Below are 18,650 nucleotides of genomic sequence, written 5' to 3' on the forward strand. Positions count from 1 at the left end.
GTGAAGTGTCCCCGCCTGACCTAGACTCCGACTGACCAGGCTGTACCTGCGGCTTTCCTCTGGCGGTGGAACGCCATCCGACAAACCGTCATGTCCTGATCCCTGGCGAGCGTGGTTTGCCGTCCCGAGATCCCCGCGGCAAGCTCGAGGAGGCATGTCAAGTCCATGCCGGTAGGTGAACGTCCTTGGGTGACGGAGCTTCCAAAAGGTAACAGTGTTGAACACCGTCAAGACATCGGTGGCCAAACGCCTGGGCGCTCGCGAGAGCCTGCGCAAATTTGGTACGACGCTGTCGTACATGCGAGCGATTCTGGCCTGCAGGCTGGCACTCGTAGTTGTTACGCAGGCAGAACGCGACACGGAAGAACGGCGATTGTGACCGATGAAGCCGACCTCACTCACCGTCGCCGTTGGGTTCGTTGCGCTGTTGGGCGGCGGGTCTGCACGCGCCGACTGCTTTGACGAGGCGGCCAATTATCAAAAGGTCAATCCGCTGATACTGCGGGCCATCGCCTGGCAGGAATCGCATAACCGACCCTCCGCTGTGCACAAGAACGCCAACGGCTCGACAGACTACGGCGTCATGCAGATCAACTCCGTGCATCTGCCTGTGCTCGCGCAGTACGGTATCTCGCGGCGCACGTTGATGCAGCCTTGCAAAAACGTGTACATCGCAGCCTGGCATCTGCGGCGGCAGATGAACAAGTACGGCAATACGTGGACTGCCGTGGGCGCGTACCATTCCGAAACGCCGGCACTTCGTGACGAGTACGCGAGGCAGATCGTTGCAATCCTTCGCCAGTGGAACCTGATGCCCCCCGAAAAAAGTCGGGCACGCGCATCGTCCACCGACCGTCGGGCAAACATGTTATATGCGCACGAATGACCGTCGTACCTGGCAAGTGGCCTTGACCTGGTGTTTCCCTGAATGGCGCAAGCGGTTCGTCTACAGAAGTTCAAGGTCACGGGCGAAACTCGGATGGTCAACCTCCCACTTCCTCGTTCGGCCGAGGCTGTGTCAAAACCCGTGCGATCGCCTAGACTGAATCAACCTGTTAGCGCGAGAGGCAGAGATGGGGCGATTTGTCGAAGGTACAAACCGCAATCAGGCCACGTTGCTGCCGGAATGTCTCGAAGACTTTATCGCTGAAGACAATCCCGTCCGAATAGTCGACGCATTTGTGGATGAACTCGATCTGGCTTCCATGGGATTTGAAGGCGCCACGCCCGCGATCACGGGCCGACCGTCTTACCATCCAGCCGTTCTGCTCAAACTCTATATCTACGGTTATCTCAATCGCGTGCAGTCGAGCCGACGCCTGGAGCGGGAGTGCCAGCGCAACGTCGAGCTGATGTGGCTGACCGGCCGCCTCGCGCCGGACTTCAAGACGATTGCCGAGTTCAGACGCAGCAATGGCGCCGGCATTAGCAACGTATGCCGACGCTTCGTCGTGATATGTCGCGATCTGAAGCTCTTCACGCAAGCAGTCGTTGCCATCGACGGCAGCAAGTTCAAGGCGGTGAACAGTCGCGACAACAACTTCACGCCCAACAAGATCGCAAAGCGTCAGGAACAGATCGAGCAAAGCATCCAGCGCTATCTGGATGCCCTGGAGACGGCCGATCGCACGCAACCAGTTGAGGTGGAAGCGAAAACCGAACGGCTACGGGAAAAGATCGAGACGCTGCGCGAACAGATGCGCGATCTGGATCGGGCCGCAGAACTGTTGAATGATTTACCGGAAAAGCAGGTTTCGCTGACTGATCCCGACTCACGTTCGATGATGTCGCAAGCCAAGGGTGTCAGCGGGCGGCGTTATAGAGCCAATCCGGGGGCGGCGTAATCGGGCCACCTGAGGGGCGGCGCAATGAAGCCAGTTCAGGGGCGGCGTAATCGAGCCACCTCATGGGCGGCGTAAAGAAGCCACCCTTGGGCGCCAGCGGTAGCGGGCACAAGTGCAGTTCGAACTTTCCAAGTCGGTACGCTCCGTTCTTTTGAGCGGAGCGCCTATGGCCAACAGGAGGTTCGAATTGTTTGAGTATCGTCATATCCTTGTGCGCATGCGACGCGGTGATTCCGACCGCGACATCGCGCGGCGACGCCTGATGGGCCGAGCCAAGCTTGCGGCACTACGGCAGGAAGCCCAGTCGCGAGGCTGGCTCGATCCGGCGCAGCCCATGCCGGAAGATCCCGAGATCGCCAGCGTCCTCAACAGCGTTCCGAGACAGATGCCACGCAGCAGCGTCTCGACGGTTGAGCCGTACCGCGAGCAGGTTCGCGAGTGGCTCGCCGCCGGCGTCCAGGGCACCACAATCCATGCAGCCCTTCAGCGCAATCACGGCTATACCGGCAGTTACGATGCCGTGAAGCGCATGCTGCGCCGTCTGGCGGCCGAACGGGTCGTCAAGGCAACGACGATCCTCGAGTTCGCGCCCGCCGAAGCCGCCCAGGTTGATTTCGGCGCCGGCCCCGTGCTCACGCACGAGTTGGGTATCCCGCTCAAGACGTGGATCTTCGTGATGACCCTGTGCTGGTCCCGGCACCAGTATGCCGAGGTCGTCCTGGACCAGACCGTCGAGACGTGGCTGGCCTGTCATCGCCGTGCCTTCGAATGGTTCGGGGGCTGTCCTTCCCGGGTGACGATCGACAACGCCAAGTGCGCGATCATCCGGCACTGCCTGCACAGTCCTGAGGTTCAGCGCTCCTACGCGGGGCTCGCCGAAGCATACGGTTTCCGCATCGACCCATGTCCGCCGCACGACCCGGCCAAGAAGGGAATCGTTGAATCCGGAGTCAAGTACGTCAAGAAGTCCTTCGTACCACTACGCGAGTTCCGCGATCTGGCCGACGCGAACCGGCAGTTGCGCGAGTGGATCATGCAGCACGCCGGCGTGCGCGATCACGGCACCACACACGAGCAACCGCTCACGCGTTTCGCGATCGAGCGGCCGCTGCTCACGCGCCTGCCCGATGTGCCGCCGGTACTGGCTGTGTGGTCCGAGGTCAAGGTGCATACGGATGGGCACGTCGTCTACAGGAAGGCGCTGTACTCCGTGCCGTTCACGCTGGTTGGCAAGCAACTGTGGCTCAAGGCCACCGACACGGTCGTGCAGGCGTTCCACCGGCACGAGCTCGTCGCCACTCATCCGAGGCTACGCAAGCCCGGGGACCGCCATACCGTGCGCGACCACCAGCCGCCCGAGGCACAGGCCTGGCTCGAGCACGATCCCCAGTGGTGTCTGGCGCGCGCGAAGGATATCGGGGCGGCCTGCCATGCCGTCATCCTCGCGATGTTCAACAACACGGTGCTGGAGAACCTGCGCGGCGCACAGGGCATCGTGCGGCTGCGCGAGAAGGTCGGCGATGTGCGCCTGAACGCTGCGTGCGAGCGTGCGCTCGCGTTCTCCAGCCCCCAGTATCGCACCATCAAGACGATCCTCGACAAGGGACTCGACAGCGAGGCGGCGGCGCCATCCACGACGACGGCGCCCACTGATACCTACCTGAACGGTGGCCGCTTCGGCCGCGACCTTCAATCCCTTCTGATCCATTGAGCCGACCATGAATCCGAGTCCCGAACTGAACACCATCCTCAAGCAGCTGCGCCTCTCGGGCATCCTCGACTCGATCGAACAGCGAAACCGTGAAGCCATTGACGGGCAACTTGCCTACACCGAGTTCCTCGCCATGTTGCTGCACGACGAAATCGCGCGGCGCGACACAAAGAAGCTGGGCGTACGGCTTGCCCGCGCCGGCTTCGCGATGGGCAAGACGCTCGAGACGTTCAACTTCGATCTGGTGCCCAAGCTGAATCGAACCTACATCCACGATCTGGCCACCGGCCGCTACATCGACGAGAAGGTCTGCGTTCTACTGGTCGGCGGAACAGGCGTTGGCAAATCCCATCTGGCGCAGGCACTGGGTCACTGCGCGGCCAGGCAGGGGCGTGACGTGCTGTTCATCTCGCAGACGGATCTGCTCAAGAAACTGCACGCGGCCCGCGCCACGGGCTTGTACGAGCGCAAGTTCCAGCAGTTCGTGCGCGTGCCACTGCTCATCATCGACGACTTCGCTGTCAAACCGCTACATCCGCCCCACGACGAAGACTTCCACGATCTGATCGCCGCCAGGTACGAGCGGGCGGCTTCCATCGTCACGTCAAATCTGGATCTGAGCGAATGGGGAGACGCGTTCCCCGACAACCGCATCCTGGGCGCCGCGACGCTGGACCGGCTACGCCACGGTGCCTATCGCGTCGTGATCGAAGGTGAGAGCTTCCGCAAACCCAAACCGATGCCAGGAAGCAGTGAAAACGCGGTTGCCAAACCAGGCAAAAGACCGCATTCTTGAGCCCGTTCGAATCTGCGCTTTACCCCCGTTTCTGCTGGCTCCATTACGGCGCCCATCCCCGGCTCGATTACGCCGCCCCGTGACAAAGGGCACTGGCGTGGTGGGCTACAACGTTCAGGTGGCTGTTGATACGAAGCATCACCTCATCGTGGCCCACGCAGTGACGAACGTCGGTAGTGACCGCGCGCAGCTAAGCCCAATGGCCAAGGCCGCACGCGATGCAATGGGTAGGAAGACGATCCGGGCGCTGGCCGATCGCGGGTACTACAGTGCCACGGAGATCAAAGCATGCGATGACGCGGGTATTGCAGCGCTGGTGCCAAAAACACAGACCTCCAGCGCAAAGGCAGATGGACGATTCGATCGGGCCGACTTCATCTACATCGCCAAAGACGACCAATACCTATGTCCAGCGGGGCAGCGGGCGATTTACCGATTTACTTCCGTCGAGCGCGAAACTCCGATGGCCCTGCGTACCTACTGGAGCAGTGCTTGCCCGAAATGCCCGATAAAGAACCGGTGCACGCCCACCGACTACCGGCGTATTCGACGATGGGAACACGAAGCGGTGCTTGAGGCGATGCAGTCCAGGCTGGATCGCCAGCTCGACGCCATGACGATGCGACGGCGGACGGTCGAGCACGTGTTCGGCACACTCAAGCACTGGATGGGGACGACGCATTTCCAGACGCGCGGACTCGGCCATGTCGCCGCTGAAATGAGTTTGCACGTACTGGCCTACAACCTAAAACGGGTCATCAGAATTCTCGGGTTCGCAAAGACGATGCGTGCAATGAAGCTGGCAGGCGCGTGAACTCCCGCGCGCCGACGCTGTTTGCCCGAAAACACGATCACGTCACCTGCCTGCGTCTCGGCCTAACGCAACTGCGCTCCCAATCGGGCGTCACCGGTCGGCCGTTCTGCGCGTTTTTACACGGCCTCGGCCAACAAGGGGCATTGACAGCCCGCAACCCGACGGCCGCTTGCGGGCGGCGGAAGAGGTGCATCACATGCTTTCGCGGTGAGGCGCTCGGCGAGAGGAAATTGCTTTGACTGGACAAGGTGACAAAGGGTTGTCGCTCGCGGTGCGTGTTCCTCTCTCATCCGAGGACGATCGAGGCTTCCGATCGTTATGTCGAGTGGAGATACAGCCGCGGTGACGGCGTATTGTTGGATCGGAGCGAATACCGTGGCTTAATGCCCTGCGCACGGCTGATCCAGACACAGAAAGGAAGCGCATTCGAACTGAGCGTGAACTTCGCAGGCGAGGTAATGGAGTATCTTGCCGCTGACAGCTTGCAGAACTACATCATGAGCCTGTATCGAGCGGCAGGCCTTGGTAGCGGATACAGTAGCCACAGCGGCCGAAGAACGTTTGCCAGCCGCCTCGTAGCGCAAGGCCACTCGCTCGAAACCGTGCAGGTGCTCATAGGCCATTCGCATATCGATCACGTTGCGCCATGCCTGGATGTATCGCAGCGAGAGCTCCGTGAAGCCGTCGCAGCAGTCAACCTATCCGATTGAAAGCGTTTTGCACAAGTTTTAATCAGACCCGTCGTTTGGATATACAGATTTGGGTGCAGATGCCGATAAGGAAGGGTTAGGCAAGAGACGCCAGCGACGTTCGGAGCTTGGCCAGAGGCACTTCTTAGAGTCACCAACAGCGGAACATACCGATGAAGGTACACCAAAACGCCGAGAAGCTTTCCGCATGGATGCGTCAGCATGGTGCGGCGACAGTCAAGCAAATCGCGGCAAGCGGGACGTTGAATTCGCGCGCAGCGTCAGATGCAGTTCAGTACGCGGTTCGCCACGGCGTGCTCGAGCGCGTTAAGCGGCCTGGAGCCACCCCCAGTGAGCGTGTCCAGTACACATTGACAGGACGTGAGCTGCCGGTACTGAAATCCGGCCCGCCCGCGCCTTCGTTCGACGCGTTATTGTGTGCATGGGGCATTCCTCAAAAACCGCCGATCGTCCGCGCGGGGTCGTCGCACAGGTTTGAACTTGCCGACTGCAATTTGGATAACCAGGAAGCGTCGTAGATCCGCCCACGCGAGCTGGTATGAACGTAGGGACAAAAGAATGAAGAAAGCAATCTGTATGGCGGTAGCCCTGCTATCCGTTGCTGTCGGCAACGCTCAAGCGGCAGGCTTTTTAATAGGTGCGGCCGTTGGCGCCGTAGCAGGGCACGTGGCGGGGCATCATCCGGTTGCCGGCGCAATCGTCGGCTGCGCTGTCGGTCATCACATGGCGAAAGAGCAGAAGCGGAAGGACGCGGAGGAACGTGCCGCGGCGCAGATGCGTTAAACAACGGCGCGGAAAACGAGAAGCGACCATTTAGGAGAAAACACATCCTCGCTGCGACATTTGGTCTTGCGCTCTCGGCGGCTATGGTGGCAGCGTATGGCAATACCCAACAATGGTACGCAGATCATCCGGCCGATGCCAAAGCGCGGCTCCAGCGATGCAGGGACAAGCTCAAAGCACACGAGCTCGCGAGCGAGGCCGAACGCGCGGAATGCCAGCGGGCGTCGAATGCCCAACAATTCGAGGTATATGTTCCGACGGGACCGCATTTCAGCAGCGCAGGCGGCAGCCACTGACAGAAGAAAATGGAGATGGGCATGGATGGGCGGCGGGAAGACGACGCCTGATCATAGTCACTAGAAAATCAGCATCAAAAAAGGGCATAGGAAAAGAATGAAGCGTCTAATGCTTGCTTTATGCATTTTCACCGGATTGAGCGGCTGTGGCGCAGCAGCCGCGCCGTGCCGCGTCGTATCGGCGGGACTGAAGATTATTCCCGTGGTCGGCCATGTTGCGGCAGCACCTACAGACGCTTGCGCCGCTGCGATCGACTGAAACAGGAAAACGGGAAGGCAAGTGATGAAACAGTCTGCTCCCGCGACTTTGCTCGCCTTAGTCTTGACTGCAGGTCCTGCGCCGGCCGTGCAACCGATCGAGCTGGGGCCGAAACCAACGCCCGAAGCGGCTTGGTGGTCGCGTGACGTGGTCCTCGAACGAAGGGCAACTGACAGCACGTGGGCTGTTCGATGGTTTGACGACCTGACCGTGCTCGGGGCATCGAAGGTCTACGCGGGAGACGAGAAAGATGAGCCGGTCGTCGAAATTTCTGCGCTTCGCTCTGTGGATGACGCGATCGCTTCGCGCGGGATCACCGTCAGCTGCTTGGGCAACTACCAAAAGCGTGTCATTGTAGCGGCCGATGTGGTCGAACAGGACGACGTCAAGCAGGTCTGGATGCAGCAGTTCAGATGCGGAGATAGCGAATGGCGAGTGAGGACCGCCAATGCAACCAGATTGCCGTCGATCGATCACTGACGAAGGAAAACGGACAAGGGGACAGGAGTCCACACGCCACCTAAACAAAATAGCGGCCCCTCCATGCCGGATGTGCTCAAGGCGGAGAGGCCTGATCCGTTCAAAGAGCGCCGTTCACCAGTACCCACGCCGGCCCGGGCTGAACAAGTACGCAGGCCCGCTCCGCGTGCAACTGCAAGGTGAATCGGTACATGTCATGCTAAAGGTCGAGGTCGACGCGAACGCTGAGATTGTCGTGACGGGCATGTCGAAGGGCCGCTTGAAGAGGCGCAACGCGCGCGCCTTGCCGAAATCTGCGAAAAGACGCCGGTCACCCTCTTCATCAAGCGGGGCATGCGCATCGACGCGACGCTGCGCATTGCATGACGCAAGCATCATTGCCACACGCGTCGAAGATACCGCGCCTGTATTTGTTTGAGCGCTTACATCAGTTCACGCGGCTTCCACTGAGACGTCCGGCATCGCGGACTCACTGTTTCCCTACCGCGAATGCATAAAGCTTGTGGTTGTCACCGGCATACGGCCAGAGTCGACTGCGGTGTTCTATGGCGTCCGGTTCTCGAATATTGCGGTCGTTGCAACGGCACGATTTTCGTTACCTCCGAACGGCAGGTTGTGGCCGCACCCGGTCCGACGGCTAGCCGACGGACGGATGCTGTCGTCGGCTCGACTGCATCCGGCAGAAGTCGACGATTCAGCCAGTCGCCTTTCCTCAAAGCGGCCGCTCAGGATAGTTTGCAATGCTTAAGGCCATTCAATACGTCGGAAACGTGGGAATGGAGCCGGAAGCACCTACGTCAGTTGAGACGCTGACCGCTTGCCAACGATCTGCATCGGCTGCTCTTGCTTGCTCCGCCTGACGCGCCAAATGGAAAGCGTCGCTTCCGAGAAGAATGTGCGGCGGCACTCTCTCCGCGTCGGCGATCCGGAGAATAACCTGTGCAACTTTGATGGGGTCCCCAGACTCATTGCCCCAATAGCCCTCCAGCTGTTTCACGCTTGCGCCGACTGAGGGTTCGTAATCTGGCAATAAGGCCGGTCGGTCTGCGTTCGCACGCTTTCCCCAATTGGTACGCATTCCACCCGGCTCAAGCGCGGTAACCTTGACGCCAAACGGTGCAGTCTCCTGCGCGAGACCTTCGGTGAAGCCACCGACGGCCCACTTCGACGCGAAATAGGCCGCGTTGCCCGGGAACGCCGTACGACCACCCAACGAAGAAATCTGAATGATGTGTCCGCTGCGCTGCCGCCGCATGATTGGAAGCGCAGCGCGAGTGAGATTCACGACGCCGAAAAAGCACGTCTCGACCAGTCGGCGAAACTCGTTCGAGGGAACCTGCTCGAACGGACGTGTCTCACCGTACCCAGCATTGTTCACGAGCACGTCAAGTCGCCCGAAGCCATCGATCGCTGCATCGATGGCCGCCTGACCTTGAGACTCGTCCGTGACGTCGAGCTCGACCGCCCGCACATTCGCGCCGTATTGCGCTACCAGTTCGTTCAACTGGCGGACGTTACGGGCGGTCGCGACGACCTGGTTTCCGGCGGCCAAAGCTGCCTCGGCAATAATTCGACCCAGTCCGCTCCCGCTTCCAGTAATTAGCCAAACTTTAGACATGTTGAATTTCCTTTTCATTAAATGTATGACTAGACAGTCATTTAAAGAAGAAAAAAATTACCGCAATGCTTTCCACAGGAACTCGAATGTCGACATGCAGACCTCTTCGGCACGCTTTGGGTCCCGACTCATGAAATCCATCGTCGTGTTCGCCAGGGACTCCACGACTGCTCCGACGAACGCGGAATCCTGATCCCGCAGCGCGCCGTGACGCGCAACGTGACGGATCAGGTTAACGGACCGATGGGCGGCAGCAAACCCCGACATTTTTGTCGATTCCAGAACGTCCTCCGACACGCTTAGCTGGGCGAGAGCTCGCCGCTTCTCGCCATTGGCTGCGCCCCACCGAGTCCACCGCGCCCATACGTGCAGCAACTGTTCGCGCTCGTCCCCCGCGTTCGATAGGCCATCGTCAACGGTAGAAATCAGCTCTTCCTTGATCTCGATATAGAGCGCGTTGAACAGCTCGACCTTGGTCGGAAAATACGTGAACAGGGAGCCATTAGGCACGCCCGCTTCTTTCGCGATGGCGGCTGTAGCTGCCCCCAAGCCTTCCCGGGCGATCAGCTTGATCGCACTATCGATGATCGTCTGGCGCCGCGCTTCACTTTTCGGTCTGGCCATCGCCTGCTCGCTCCAACTTCTTTGATAAGTGTCTGGTCAGTCATTTTATTCATTGCCGGATAGTTGTCAAGTGCTTCGTGTTGGGTGTTTCGATCGTGCACCATCCCGCAGAGGGGCTTGAATGGCAGAAACTGGCTGAGCGGCGACATCCTCGGGTGATCTTCGGGAACATCGAGCACGGTTACCGGCCCGCGCTCAGTTCCTGGAGTCGCCGCACTCGCGCGTCTTCCTCAAGACGTGTCTCTTCGAGTTCCTGCAGCACGCCATCGAGGTCCACAGGTCGCGTGTCGACTTCAATCCGACCGGTCAGTTCGGCATCGACATGTAGCCGCCCGGCTTCGAAGAGTGCCCAGATCTCCGTGCCATAACTCGCGGTGAGTATTTGCGGTGCAAACCGTCCGAAGTACGCGGCGAGGTTGTCGACGTCCCGCTTGAGCATCGAGGCGGCTTCGTTGTTGCCGGCTGCATCGACGGCCTGTGGCAGATCAATGATCACCGGCCCATCCCCTGCCAGCAGGATGTTGTATTCCGACAGGTCGCCGTGAATTACGCCCGCGCAGAGCATGCGGACAACCTGGTTCAGCAGCAGCGCGTGCAGTTCGAGGGCGTGGGCTTCGGTCAGATCGACGTCGTTGAGCCGTGGTGCGACGTCACCCACCTCGTCGATTACCAGTTCCATCAGCAACACGCCGTCGGTGCAAATATAGGGTTGCGGCACGCGCACACCTGCGTTGGCGAGTCGGAACAGCGCGTCCACCTCAGCGTTCTGCCAAGACGCTTCCTGCATCTGACGGCCGTAGCGCGTACCTTTTTCCATCGCCCGCGCCTGCCTGCTGTTCTTGACCTTGCGACCGTCCCGATACGACGCGGCCTGCCGAAAACTGCGCTGCTTCGCGTCCTTGTAGACCTTGGCGCAACGCGTCGATTCGCCGCTGCGCACGACATAGACTGTTGCCTCCTTGCCGCTCATCAGCTGTCCGATGACTTCGTCAATAAGTCCTTCTTCGAGAAGCGGTGCGAGTCGTTTGGGTATTTTCATACGATCGTCGGCCGCAGCTCATGGAATGTGCATTCCACGCGCGTGGACGGTGAATGGCCCGCTGAGATATGCGCGGCCAAGAACCCGATGAATCGAGAAGCCGGTGCTGGCGGCAGTAAGTTTGCTGCGCGGAAGAGGGGAGAAGTCATGCCGGATTATAAGGGTGGCCGAGGAGGACGAGTCGAGTTAATCTCCCCCGCGACTGCGTAGATGCCTTTGCGCCACCAGTTTCAGACCGCTCGCTGGTTGGCACGACCGGCAGGATCCGACCCTTTGCTGTCGATCGCCATGTTGCGAACCGTGCGGCGAGTTTCAATGTGCAGCGGCCGTTCAAGCGTCGGTTGACGTGTCGGCCGCCACCGGCTGAGCCGCATACACTGCGTTGGAATGCGTCAAGGCCCTGGCATGATGCTTTAACTGACAGACGACATTCCGGTACCGGACCGGCGTTAAGCAGTTTTGTAGCCGCCTCGAAGCCATTGCAGAATCGCTGTCGCGTACTCTTGTGAGTTGTCCTCCCACACGAAATGGCCGCTTTCGAGCATCAGTGAGCGTGTTCTTGGCAACGCCCGGTCGAGGATCCTGGCGTTTTCGGGGGGCACGAGAGGATCATGCGTTCCCCAAATGCTCAAAGTGGGGGTGTGAATGCTGGGAAGCACGGCCTGCAGGGCCGGAAGATCGACAGCATAGGCACGCACGTAAGCCATCGCCTCGGCAAAACGCCGTCCGGCAGAAGATGCTCGATAGTCGTCGAGCACCTGTTGGCCCGGATTGATCCGCATCACCTGTTCGATGGCGCCGATGGCGATCTCCTCGCCATTTTCTTCGAAGGAGATTGTCGATGGAGCGTTGATCAAGTCCTTCAATGCCCCTGCCGTGAGCGCGGCGTCAGTGGCACCGCTTCCGACCACCAGGCTTTCGAACAAGTCGGAACGGGCGTAGGCCGCGAAGAGAAGCGCGGAGGTGCCAACGTCGGGCCCAATGGCATGGACACGGTCGAGGCCGAGCGCAGTGAGCATCGTCGGAATGAATTGCCCCATCGCCCGGGGCGACATCAATTGCGGCCGGCTTTCCGATTGTCCAAAACCTGGCATGTCGACTGCGACAAGAGACACTTCAGTACCCAGGATCGACCAGATTCGATGATAGGCATACAAACTTTCCGGCCAGGGACTCGTCAGCACCACGGGAATTCCTGTCCCGCCCCGGTTGCGTCGGAAGCGGATCTTCAGGCCCTCAATTTCGATGAACTTCACGCTCTCAATGCCTGGCGGTTCAGCCATGTCATGTCCTTCAGAGGATGTTGATGCGAAGCGGGCTGTCTTTCATTCGATCCCATCTTCCGGCAGGCGCTCAAAACATCGTATTCGTGTTGTTGGCCGTTTCCGGCACCGGCTGCAAAACATCCCAGTGCTCGACGATCTTTCCATCGGCATCGAAACGGAAGATGTCGACGCCTGCAGTTTCCTTGCCGCCCCAGTCCAGATAGCGCACATGGACGAAAGCGAGGTCACCGTCGATCGCAGTGCGCTTGACCTCGCACGGCACTTTGCCGACCTGCTTTATAAAGCCACAGATGAAATCGGTGCCATCCGGAAACAACGGGTTGTGCTGGATATAGGGACCCGCGACCAGGCCCGGTAGCAGTTCGGACTCGCCCTTGTTGAAGACGCGCGCGTAGATGGTATCGATTGCAGCTTGAATCAGTTCTCTGTTCATGGTCTCGCCTTTGAGGGTTCCGTCTCCTGTATTGAAGTCGGTTCGACGAAGACGATCCATACCAATACGTCCTCAATACATGTCATTTCGTCTCATCCTGATATGATGACGTCATGGAAGCATTGAACGGGTGGTTGAAAGCGGTCCGCGCGGATGGCCTTGTGCTGGTACGGACGCGTGTGACTGGGCCGTGGGGATTCGCGGTGAAATCTCGCGATGCCGTGGTGTTCCATTTCGCCGCGGAAGGACATGCGTTCGTTCGCCAGGCTGGTGCGGAAACGATGGAGTTACGCGCCGGGGAATTGGTTCTATTTCCGCGTGGCAGTGCGCATGAAGTCGTGCATTCGAAGCGGGGCAAGGCCATTGCGCTCGATAAGTTTCTGGCCAGGCACGATGGTGTCGTTGACAGTGGCCCCAAAGCCACCACGCTCATCTGTGGCCAGTTCAACCTGGATCAACATTTGGTACTCCCTGCGTTGCGGGCGCTTCCGCAGGCTGTATTGCTTTGTGCCGGGATGGAACCTGGACATTCCCCGCTGAGCGATACGCTGCGCATGCTACGTAACGAAGTTGAGACACCGAACTTTGGCAACCATATCGTGGTGCGGAATCTGCTTTCTTCCCTGTTCGTCTACTTGATGCGCGAATGGGCGATTGGTGCTTCCCCTGCAGATAGCGATTGGTTTTCGGCCTTGCGATCTCCGCAAATGGCGCGGGTCCTTGCGCGGATACACGAATCACCCGAACGTGCCTGGACACTGGCGGAACTCGCCAAAGAAGCCACGTTGTCGCGTGCCGCATTCGCCCGCAATTTCTGCGACCTGGTGGGCGAACCGCCCCATCAGTACTTGACGCGTTGGCGCATGGGTATTGCTGCGCAGCTGCTCGAGGAAACCCAGCTACGCCTTGGTGAAATCGCTTTGCGCGTTGGCTACGGGTCGGAATTTTCTTTCAGCCGCGCGTTCAAGTTGGCGCGTGGTATCTCGCCGATCCAATACCGCCGCGAACGGCAAGACCCAGGCTGATGGGTCGTAGCCGAGGCACGAACTCACCATGGCGCGGACACCGATTACGATGAGTGTTCAAACTGATGAACCACGCTGCTGGCCAAGCCCGAAGCCCACGCGAGTTGCTCTCACGCCGGTGGTCTGCTATTTGATGCGAAGCGGCCGCCTGAGTGACCGTGCATCTGTAATGGCGAATGACGCTTCGTGGCCGACGACCGCCCGACACGGTCGGCGCAAATCGACCCTGAGCGACCGGTCGCGCAGTCGGAATTGCGAGGGCGGGTATCTGAGTGGAACGGTCATTGCGTGCCGTCACTCGTGCTAAGTTGTCGGCCTTACCAGAAAGTCATCGTCCGATCGCCCGGCAAGTCATCGAATTCGTATGTGCGGTGTCGCACACTACGCTCACCCGGTTGGAGTAGTGACCTAGCCGGTTTACCTATCCTCGATGGTATCTCGTGGCTTCGCCCGAGGGCATGGACGATGCGAAGAATCCACGCCGGCAAGTGGGCGACGAACCGTCGCGATGTCGAGGCGTCCACCGCGAAGAGCGGGCGTGCCACGAGTCGGCATCGCCATCGTGGAGGGGACATTCGTCATGAAATTCATTGTTCAATGGAAAGGTGAGCCGGCAATGCAGCAGGCTGCGATTGAGCGCTTCATGAAAACAGGCGGTCAGCCGCCCGACAACGTCAAAATGTTGGGACGCTGGCATGCAGGCGGCGAGTTTAGAGGCGTTGCAATCGTTGAAGCGACGGACGCCAGCGCAGTCGCGGCGATGGTGATGGAATGGGGTGATATCTTCTCTTTCACAACAACGCCCGCACTAACTGACGAGGAGCTCGGCGCTGTTTTGTCAGCTCAACAACGGTCGGCAAACTGAGAATCCACAAGCATTGGACGTCCGGGCCTGGAGCGCGTCGGGGGCGCGCTCAGGGCATATTCAAGTCATGCTTTACTGTCGACTGGACGTCTGGCATCAGTGCGGTTGTGCAAGCGGTTATCAGGTCAGTGACAAAGCATCATGAGGCCCAAGGCTACGCGCAGACGTACCAGACGCGGGACTGCTCCGGTAGGACGCGCAACGAAGCCGCCACCACGCTGAATTGCTGACGTAAAACCCAAGATGCCCCAATGCTGCAAAAGCCGCATTGTTCGCTTAACTCGTCCGTCGGATTCAGGATAATGCAGCCGTTCCAACGGCAAGTTCATCCGCTCACTGAACGACAGTTTGTGGCCGCTCCTGGCCGACTACTGCGCGACACGGTGCGGACGGCGACCCGAACTGGCCACGTAGTTTAGCGATAGGGCACGCCGCGCTCAGAGGAAGTTCCTGATCAGCATCGTCACCCAACGCCAGGCACCGCCGCAGCCGGCGGCCCGGCAGCGCGCATCGGGATCCGCCAGAAGGCGGCTATTGGCGTCGCTCACCGAGTTTGAGTTGCGCAGGTAGTACGCCACGGTGTCCTGCAAGGGATCGAGCCCGTCCTCAGGGATATCTATCCACAGGCCGTTTTCGGTATTCAAGCGGGCCGACAGCGAATCGAAATTGAAGCTGCCGAGATAATATCGATGGCCGTCGATGAGGACCAGCTTGGCGTGCATCATGCGGTTGTCTCGGTCGGAATACTCGCGCACCTCGATCCCGGCATTCACCAAGCCGGGCAGATCGTCGGCGTAGGCGCGACCGACTGCGGGGAATTCCTGCGTGATGCTCGCCAGCGAGGCGCTCACCAGGATCACGTGGACACCTTCGCGCTGCTTGCGCTCAAGCGCCTCGCGCAGTTCCGGCACCAGGATCAGGTAGGGGTTGATGATCAGGATCTCGTGCTGCGCCGTATCGAACGCTTGCAGCATGTCCTGCAGCGTGCCTGGCGAGCGCTTGTCGGGCCAGTCGTGGACATAGCGCAGGCGCTCGCAGGGGACCGGCATCCAGGCAGGATCAAAATCCGCTCCGGAAGCGGGCGGAGCGGCGGGATCATCAGGCGTATCGGAGGCAGTTGGTGTATCGGTAGAGACCAGGTCCGTCGCCCGGGCTGCACCGTTGAGCGGAGCCAGCAGCCATTCGCGCCAATAGTGGATGCGCGCCGGATCCAGCGTCGCATAAGCCTGCGAGACGCGATAAGGACTTGCGATTTCGAGGAATTTTTCCGGCTCGGGGCGAACCACTTCCGGGCTATTCCAGAACAAGTCGAAATGCTGGTACATGGCGTGCAGGGAGGAGGCGTCCTGGCCGGCGTTGCCCGACACCATCAGATCGCGCTCGCTGAGCCAGTTGCGGAAGCTCGCATCCCAGATCGAGGTACTGCCGATCACGGCAGTGTCGCCAACCAGGAACAGCTTGTCGTGCATGCGATGCGAAATCTCGACGAGATCTGATCGTGGATGGAAGATTCGCAGTTCGATGCCGGGAGCCACCTCGTGTAGGGCGACGATGAGCTCGTCCTCGAACGGGAAGTGCGGCTCGGGGCCGATGCCGTCGATCAGCAGCTTGACCGGCACGCCGCGGCGCGCAGCCTCGACCAGATGATGCAACAGCAGGCCGCCGGTCTGATCGATTTCGAAGATGTAGGCGAGGACGCGGATCTGCTCGGTAGGCGTGGCACGGTCGACCAGCGCGATTCGCGACTGCATCAACTGACCGTCGTCAAGACTGGCGACCAGGTCGACACATTGCGCGTGGCCGTGCAGAGAAGTGGCAAGCACGCATGCCGGAATGAGCGCCAGGCTTCTTCTTGCGGTCATGATGTGGCGAACTGGTTCGATGTGTCTCGGGCCCTACGTTCTTAAAGGTCTGGAAGGCTTAATCGCGTTTGCGCGGTCAAGTAGCTCGCTGCTACTTCGAGAAGGTGAACAGAACGGCGAGCCCGAGATAGTTACCGTGGACAAGAGCGGCGCGAATCTGGCTGCACTTGAAGCACTCAGTGGCCAGGACATCAACGCAGTTGAAAAAATGGCTTTCCAGAAGGTCCGATTGTCGCCGATCTGTGAGCAATGCTCCAACGACCGCTCATGGCCGGTTTCGCCGGCCGAGCTGTGGCGCCGCAAATATGCCGTTGATTTGCTCCGGTCTGGAGCGGGCCGCCCGGAGGGGGCAGGGCAACACACTACGTGATGCCGCAACGACCGACCGATCCGCCGCGCGACCTTGGCGATGTAGCCATCCGGTCGCGACTGAGTTCACCTGCCGTCCAATTCATGCGAATCGGTCGCCCCAGTTTTGCAACCAACGATTGGTCGCTCATCAATGAAGGCCGACAACAGCTGCGATTTCAGGTAAATGCCGGCTGGCTTTTGACGCTCGGGCGTTCGCGCATTCTCGCGTACCAGGCGAGAAGGGATTCGCACTCTGCGGGCACCGGCAGCTTCACGATCGACGCAAAGACCAGGCCGCCGATGACGGTGATGTCGGCCATCGAGAATGCATCCCCGGCGACAAATGGTTGCTTTCTCAGGACGTCATTGAAGTACCGCATGCCCCTCAGGGCTTTGTCGCGCTGACGAAATCCCCATTCGGAGTTTTGATAGAGCTCGACTTCGGGCCCGAGTCCAGGCGTGGCGTGGTGGAAATAGACACTGATGGCGTCGAGTAACTCCAGTTCGGCGCGCTTGCTCATCATGTGGATCACGCCCTTGTCGAGCGGTGTTTTGCCGGTCAGCGTGGGTGCACCATCGAGCGTATCGAGGTATTCGGTAATCGCGGTGCATTCGGCGATGCAGGTTCCGTCATCGAGTTCGAGGACCGGCAGCGTGCCTGAGTAGTTCTTCCCTGAGATGAAATCGGGCCTTTTGTGCTCCCCTCTGTAGAGATCCACCATGACGAACTCGACACGTGATTGCAGATTCTTTTCGGCCAAAGCGATACGCACGCGGGTTGGGTAGGGTCCCGTGGGGAAATCGTAAATCGTCATGATCGGGAGTTTGGTTGAATCGGAATTAACGATGCCTGATGTCATGCTTACCTCTACGGGTGGCGGGTACACAAGATCGAAGGAAATGGGGGGAGTATGTCCGTTACCTACCTAACGTTTGTTAGGTTTAACATAAAAGGTATAATTCGCTGTGTCAACAGTCATCCCAGTTTGCGGAGGCGGTCGTAGTGAAGAACGATTCAGGTTTGAGCTCGAGGGAACGAATCCTGGTGGCCGCCACCAGGATTGCGCAGGCGCACGGCTATAGCGGCCTGAACTTTCGTGATCTTGCTGAAGCTGTCGGCATCAAGGCTGCGAGCATCTACCATCACTTCGCAAGCAAGTCCGATCTCGGAGCAGCGGTGGCGAGGCGTTATTGGGAAGACTCGGAAGCCACTCTGAATGCACTTTTGGCCGAATCCGCAGACCCGGTCGACTGTCTGCGCCGCTACCCAGAAACGTTTCGCAAGGCGCTGAAGAGCGGTAATCGCATCTGCCTGTGCAGTTTCATGGCTGCCGAATCTGATGACTTGCCGGAAGCGGTGACGAAAGAGGTCCGAGCCTTTGCAGATGTGAATGTTGCGTGGTTGAGCAAGGTGTTGTCCGCCACGGCCATTGCCAGCGCAGAGGAGCGCGAGGGACGTGCTCGAGCAATCTTCGCAGCCGTCGCTGGCGCTCAACTCATCGCCAGAAGTCGCGCGGATATCGCCGTCTATGATGGGTTAATTGAAAGCTACCGTATTGCTGGTCTTTTGCCGGCATAGCTGTAGAAAAAAGTCGGTACGGCGCCTGGTGGCCTCCAAGGCGCAGCGCCCGGATGGGCGAAGCGAGCGATATCGTCGCAGCGGGGCCATTTCCGCCGACTGTCGATTCGCGGTATATGTTGGGCGCAGAGTAGGTGGTCGACGGCAGCGTCACGCTGCTCGAATGTCTCGGCTCACGAGTCCCTATTGGTGATCGCACATGTACAGCTATCCGAGAATCGAACAGTCTGATTTGCCGCCGGCCTCGCAGCTGAGTTCGTCGTACGGCCGAGCCG

General features: G+C 59.6%; 17 protein-coding genes and 5 pseudogenes. 15 read left to right on the forward strand and 7 right to left on the reverse strand.

The features are described from left to right. Positions 1–382: 382 nt before the first annotated feature. From L0U83_RS39350 to L0U83_RS39395, 11 genes and pseudogenes are all read left to right on the forward strand, one after another. Positions 383–817, forward strand: a pseudogene (locus tag L0U83_RS39350) (lytic transglycosylase domain-containing protein); the annotation flags it as partial. Between the two features lie 256 nt (positions 818–1,073). After that, positions 1,074–1,802 (forward strand): annotated as a pseudogene (locus L0U83_RS39355) (transposase); the annotation flags it as partial. A gap of 229 nt (positions 1,803–2,031) precedes the next feature. Then, the gene (istA, locus tag L0U83_RS39360) at positions 2,032–3,555 is read left to right on the forward strand and encodes an IS21 family transposase (RefSeq protein ID WP_233889187.1); all 1,524 of its coding nucleotides are present in this window, start codon (positions 2,032–2,034) and stop codon (positions 3,553–3,555) included. A gap of 7 nt (positions 3,556–3,562) precedes the next feature. Beyond that, complete coding sequence (gene istB / locus L0U83_RS39365) at positions 3,563–4,351, forward strand: IS21-like element helper ATPase IstB (protein WP_233888718.1); 789 nt, start codon at positions 3,563–3,565, stop codon at positions 4,349–4,351. Positions 4,352–4,436: 85 nt separating this feature from the next. Next, a pseudogene (locus L0U83_RS39370) lies at positions 4,437–5,165 on the forward strand (transposase); the annotation flags it as partial. A gap of 458 nt (positions 5,166–5,623) precedes the next feature. Beyond that, positions 5,624–5,875 (forward strand): tyrosine-type recombinase/integrase, encoded by a 252-nt coding sequence (locus tag L0U83_RS39375; RefSeq protein ID WP_233889971.1) that lies wholly within the window; start codon positions 5,624–5,626, stop codon positions 5,873–5,875. Between the two features lie 152 nt (positions 5,876–6,027). Further along, positions 6,028–6,393, forward strand: a complete 366-nt coding sequence (locus tag L0U83_RS39380; protein ID WP_233889972.1) for a type IV toxin-antitoxin system AbiEi family antitoxin domain-containing protein — start codon at positions 6,028–6,030, stop codon at positions 6,391–6,393. Between the two features lie 40 nt (positions 6,394–6,433). After that, complete coding sequence (locus tag L0U83_RS39385) at positions 6,434–6,658, forward strand: hypothetical protein (RefSeq protein ID WP_233889973.1); 225 nt, start codon at positions 6,434–6,436, stop codon at positions 6,656–6,658. Between the two features lie 393 nt (positions 6,659–7,051). Continuing rightward, positions 7,052–7,213 carry a DUF6726 family protein gene (locus tag L0U83_RS40770; RefSeq protein ID WP_308445126.1) on the forward strand — a complete coding sequence of 54 codons (162 nt, stop codon included), beginning with the start codon at positions 7,052–7,054 and terminating at the stop codon, positions 7,211–7,213. Positions 7,214–7,237: 24 nt separating this feature from the next. Further along, on the forward strand, positions 7,238–7,693 hold the full coding sequence (locus L0U83_RS39390; protein WP_233889974.1) for a hypothetical protein: 456 nt from the start codon (positions 7,238–7,240) through the stop codon (positions 7,691–7,693). 246 nt (positions 7,694–7,939) lie between these two features. Further along, a pseudogene (locus L0U83_RS39395) lies at positions 7,940–8,059 on the forward strand (OsmC family protein); the annotation flags it as partial. A 388-nt stretch (positions 8,060–8,447) separates the two neighbouring features. On the opposite strand, the gene L0U83_RS39400 reads toward L0U83_RS39395, so the two are convergent. The 5 genes from L0U83_RS39400 to L0U83_RS39420 all read right to left on the reverse strand — a co-directional run bounded on the left by L0U83_RS39400 (position 8,448) and on the right by L0U83_RS39420 (position 12,753). Next, positions 8,448–9,311: an oxidoreductase gene (locus L0U83_RS39400; protein ID WP_233889975.1), complete on the reverse strand. Its 864-nt coding sequence runs from the start codon at positions 9,309–9,311 to the stop codon at positions 8,448–8,450. A gap of 57 nt (positions 9,312–9,368) precedes the next feature. Beyond that, the gene (locus L0U83_RS39405; RefSeq protein WP_233889976.1) at positions 9,369–9,935 is read right to left on the reverse strand and encodes a TetR/AcrR family transcriptional regulator; all 567 of its coding nucleotides are present in this window, start codon (positions 9,933–9,935) and stop codon (positions 9,369–9,371) included. A gap of 181 nt (positions 9,936–10,116) precedes the next feature. Further along, complete coding sequence (locus L0U83_RS39410) at positions 10,117–10,974, reverse strand: PA4780 family RIO1-like protein kinase (protein ID WP_233889977.1); 858 nt, start codon at positions 10,972–10,974, stop codon at positions 10,117–10,119. 449 nt (positions 10,975–11,423) lie between these two features. Further along, positions 11,424–12,257, reverse strand: a complete 834-nt coding sequence (locus tag L0U83_RS39415; RefSeq protein ID WP_233889978.1) for an alpha/beta fold hydrolase — start codon at positions 12,255–12,257, stop codon at positions 11,424–11,426. 70 nt (positions 12,258–12,327) lie between these two features. Further along, a complete protein-coding gene (locus tag L0U83_RS39420; protein ID WP_233889979.1) occupies positions 12,328–12,753 on the reverse strand; it encodes a nuclear transport factor 2 family protein in 426 nt (141 codons plus the stop codon). Positions 12,754–12,806: 53 nt separating this feature from the next. On the opposite strand from L0U83_RS39420, the gene L0U83_RS39425 reads away from it, so the two are divergent. Both L0U83_RS39425 and L0U83_RS39430 read left to right on the forward strand, forming a co-directional pair. Further along, positions 12,807–13,718, forward strand: a complete 912-nt coding sequence (locus L0U83_RS39425) for an AraC family transcriptional regulator (protein WP_233889980.1) — start codon at positions 12,807–12,809, stop codon at positions 13,716–13,718. A 580-nt stretch (positions 13,719–14,298) separates the two neighbouring features. Then, positions 14,299–14,583 carry a DUF3303 domain-containing protein gene (locus L0U83_RS39430; protein ID WP_233889981.1) on the forward strand — a complete coding sequence of 95 codons (285 nt, stop codon included), beginning with the start codon at positions 14,299–14,301 and terminating at the stop codon, positions 14,581–14,583. A gap of 437 nt (positions 14,584–15,020) precedes the next feature. Here L0U83_RS39430 and L0U83_RS39435 read toward each other — a convergent pair whose 3' ends face one another. Next, positions 15,021–16,445, reverse strand: a complete 1,425-nt coding sequence (locus L0U83_RS39435; protein ID WP_233889982.1) for a phospholipase D-like domain-containing protein — start codon at positions 16,443–16,445, stop codon at positions 15,021–15,023. A gap of 83 nt (positions 16,446–16,528) precedes the next feature. Here L0U83_RS39435 and L0U83_RS39440 point away from each other — a divergent pair. Beyond that, positions 16,529–16,626: pseudogene (locus L0U83_RS39440) on the forward strand (IS6 family transposase); the annotation flags it as partial. Positions 16,627–16,972: 346 nt separating this feature from the next. On the opposite strand, the gene L0U83_RS39445 reads toward L0U83_RS39440, so the two are convergent. After that, positions 16,973–17,656: a glutathione S-transferase gene (locus L0U83_RS39445; protein ID WP_233889983.1), complete on the reverse strand. Its 684-nt coding sequence runs from the start codon at positions 17,654–17,656 to the stop codon at positions 16,973–16,975. Between the two features lie 143 nt (positions 17,657–17,799). On the opposite strand from L0U83_RS39445, the gene L0U83_RS39450 reads away from it, so the two are divergent. Continuing rightward, entirely contained in the window at positions 17,800–18,375 is a 576-nt protein-coding gene (locus tag L0U83_RS39450) for a TetR/AcrR family transcriptional regulator (protein ID WP_233889984.1), read from the forward strand. The last annotated feature ends 275 nt before the right edge of the window (positions 18,376–18,650 follow it).

The organism is Paraburkholderia flagellata, assembly GCF_021390645.1.
Lineage (GTDB): Bacteria > Pseudomonadota > Gammaproteobacteria > Burkholderiales > Burkholderiaceae > Paraburkholderia > Paraburkholderia flagellata.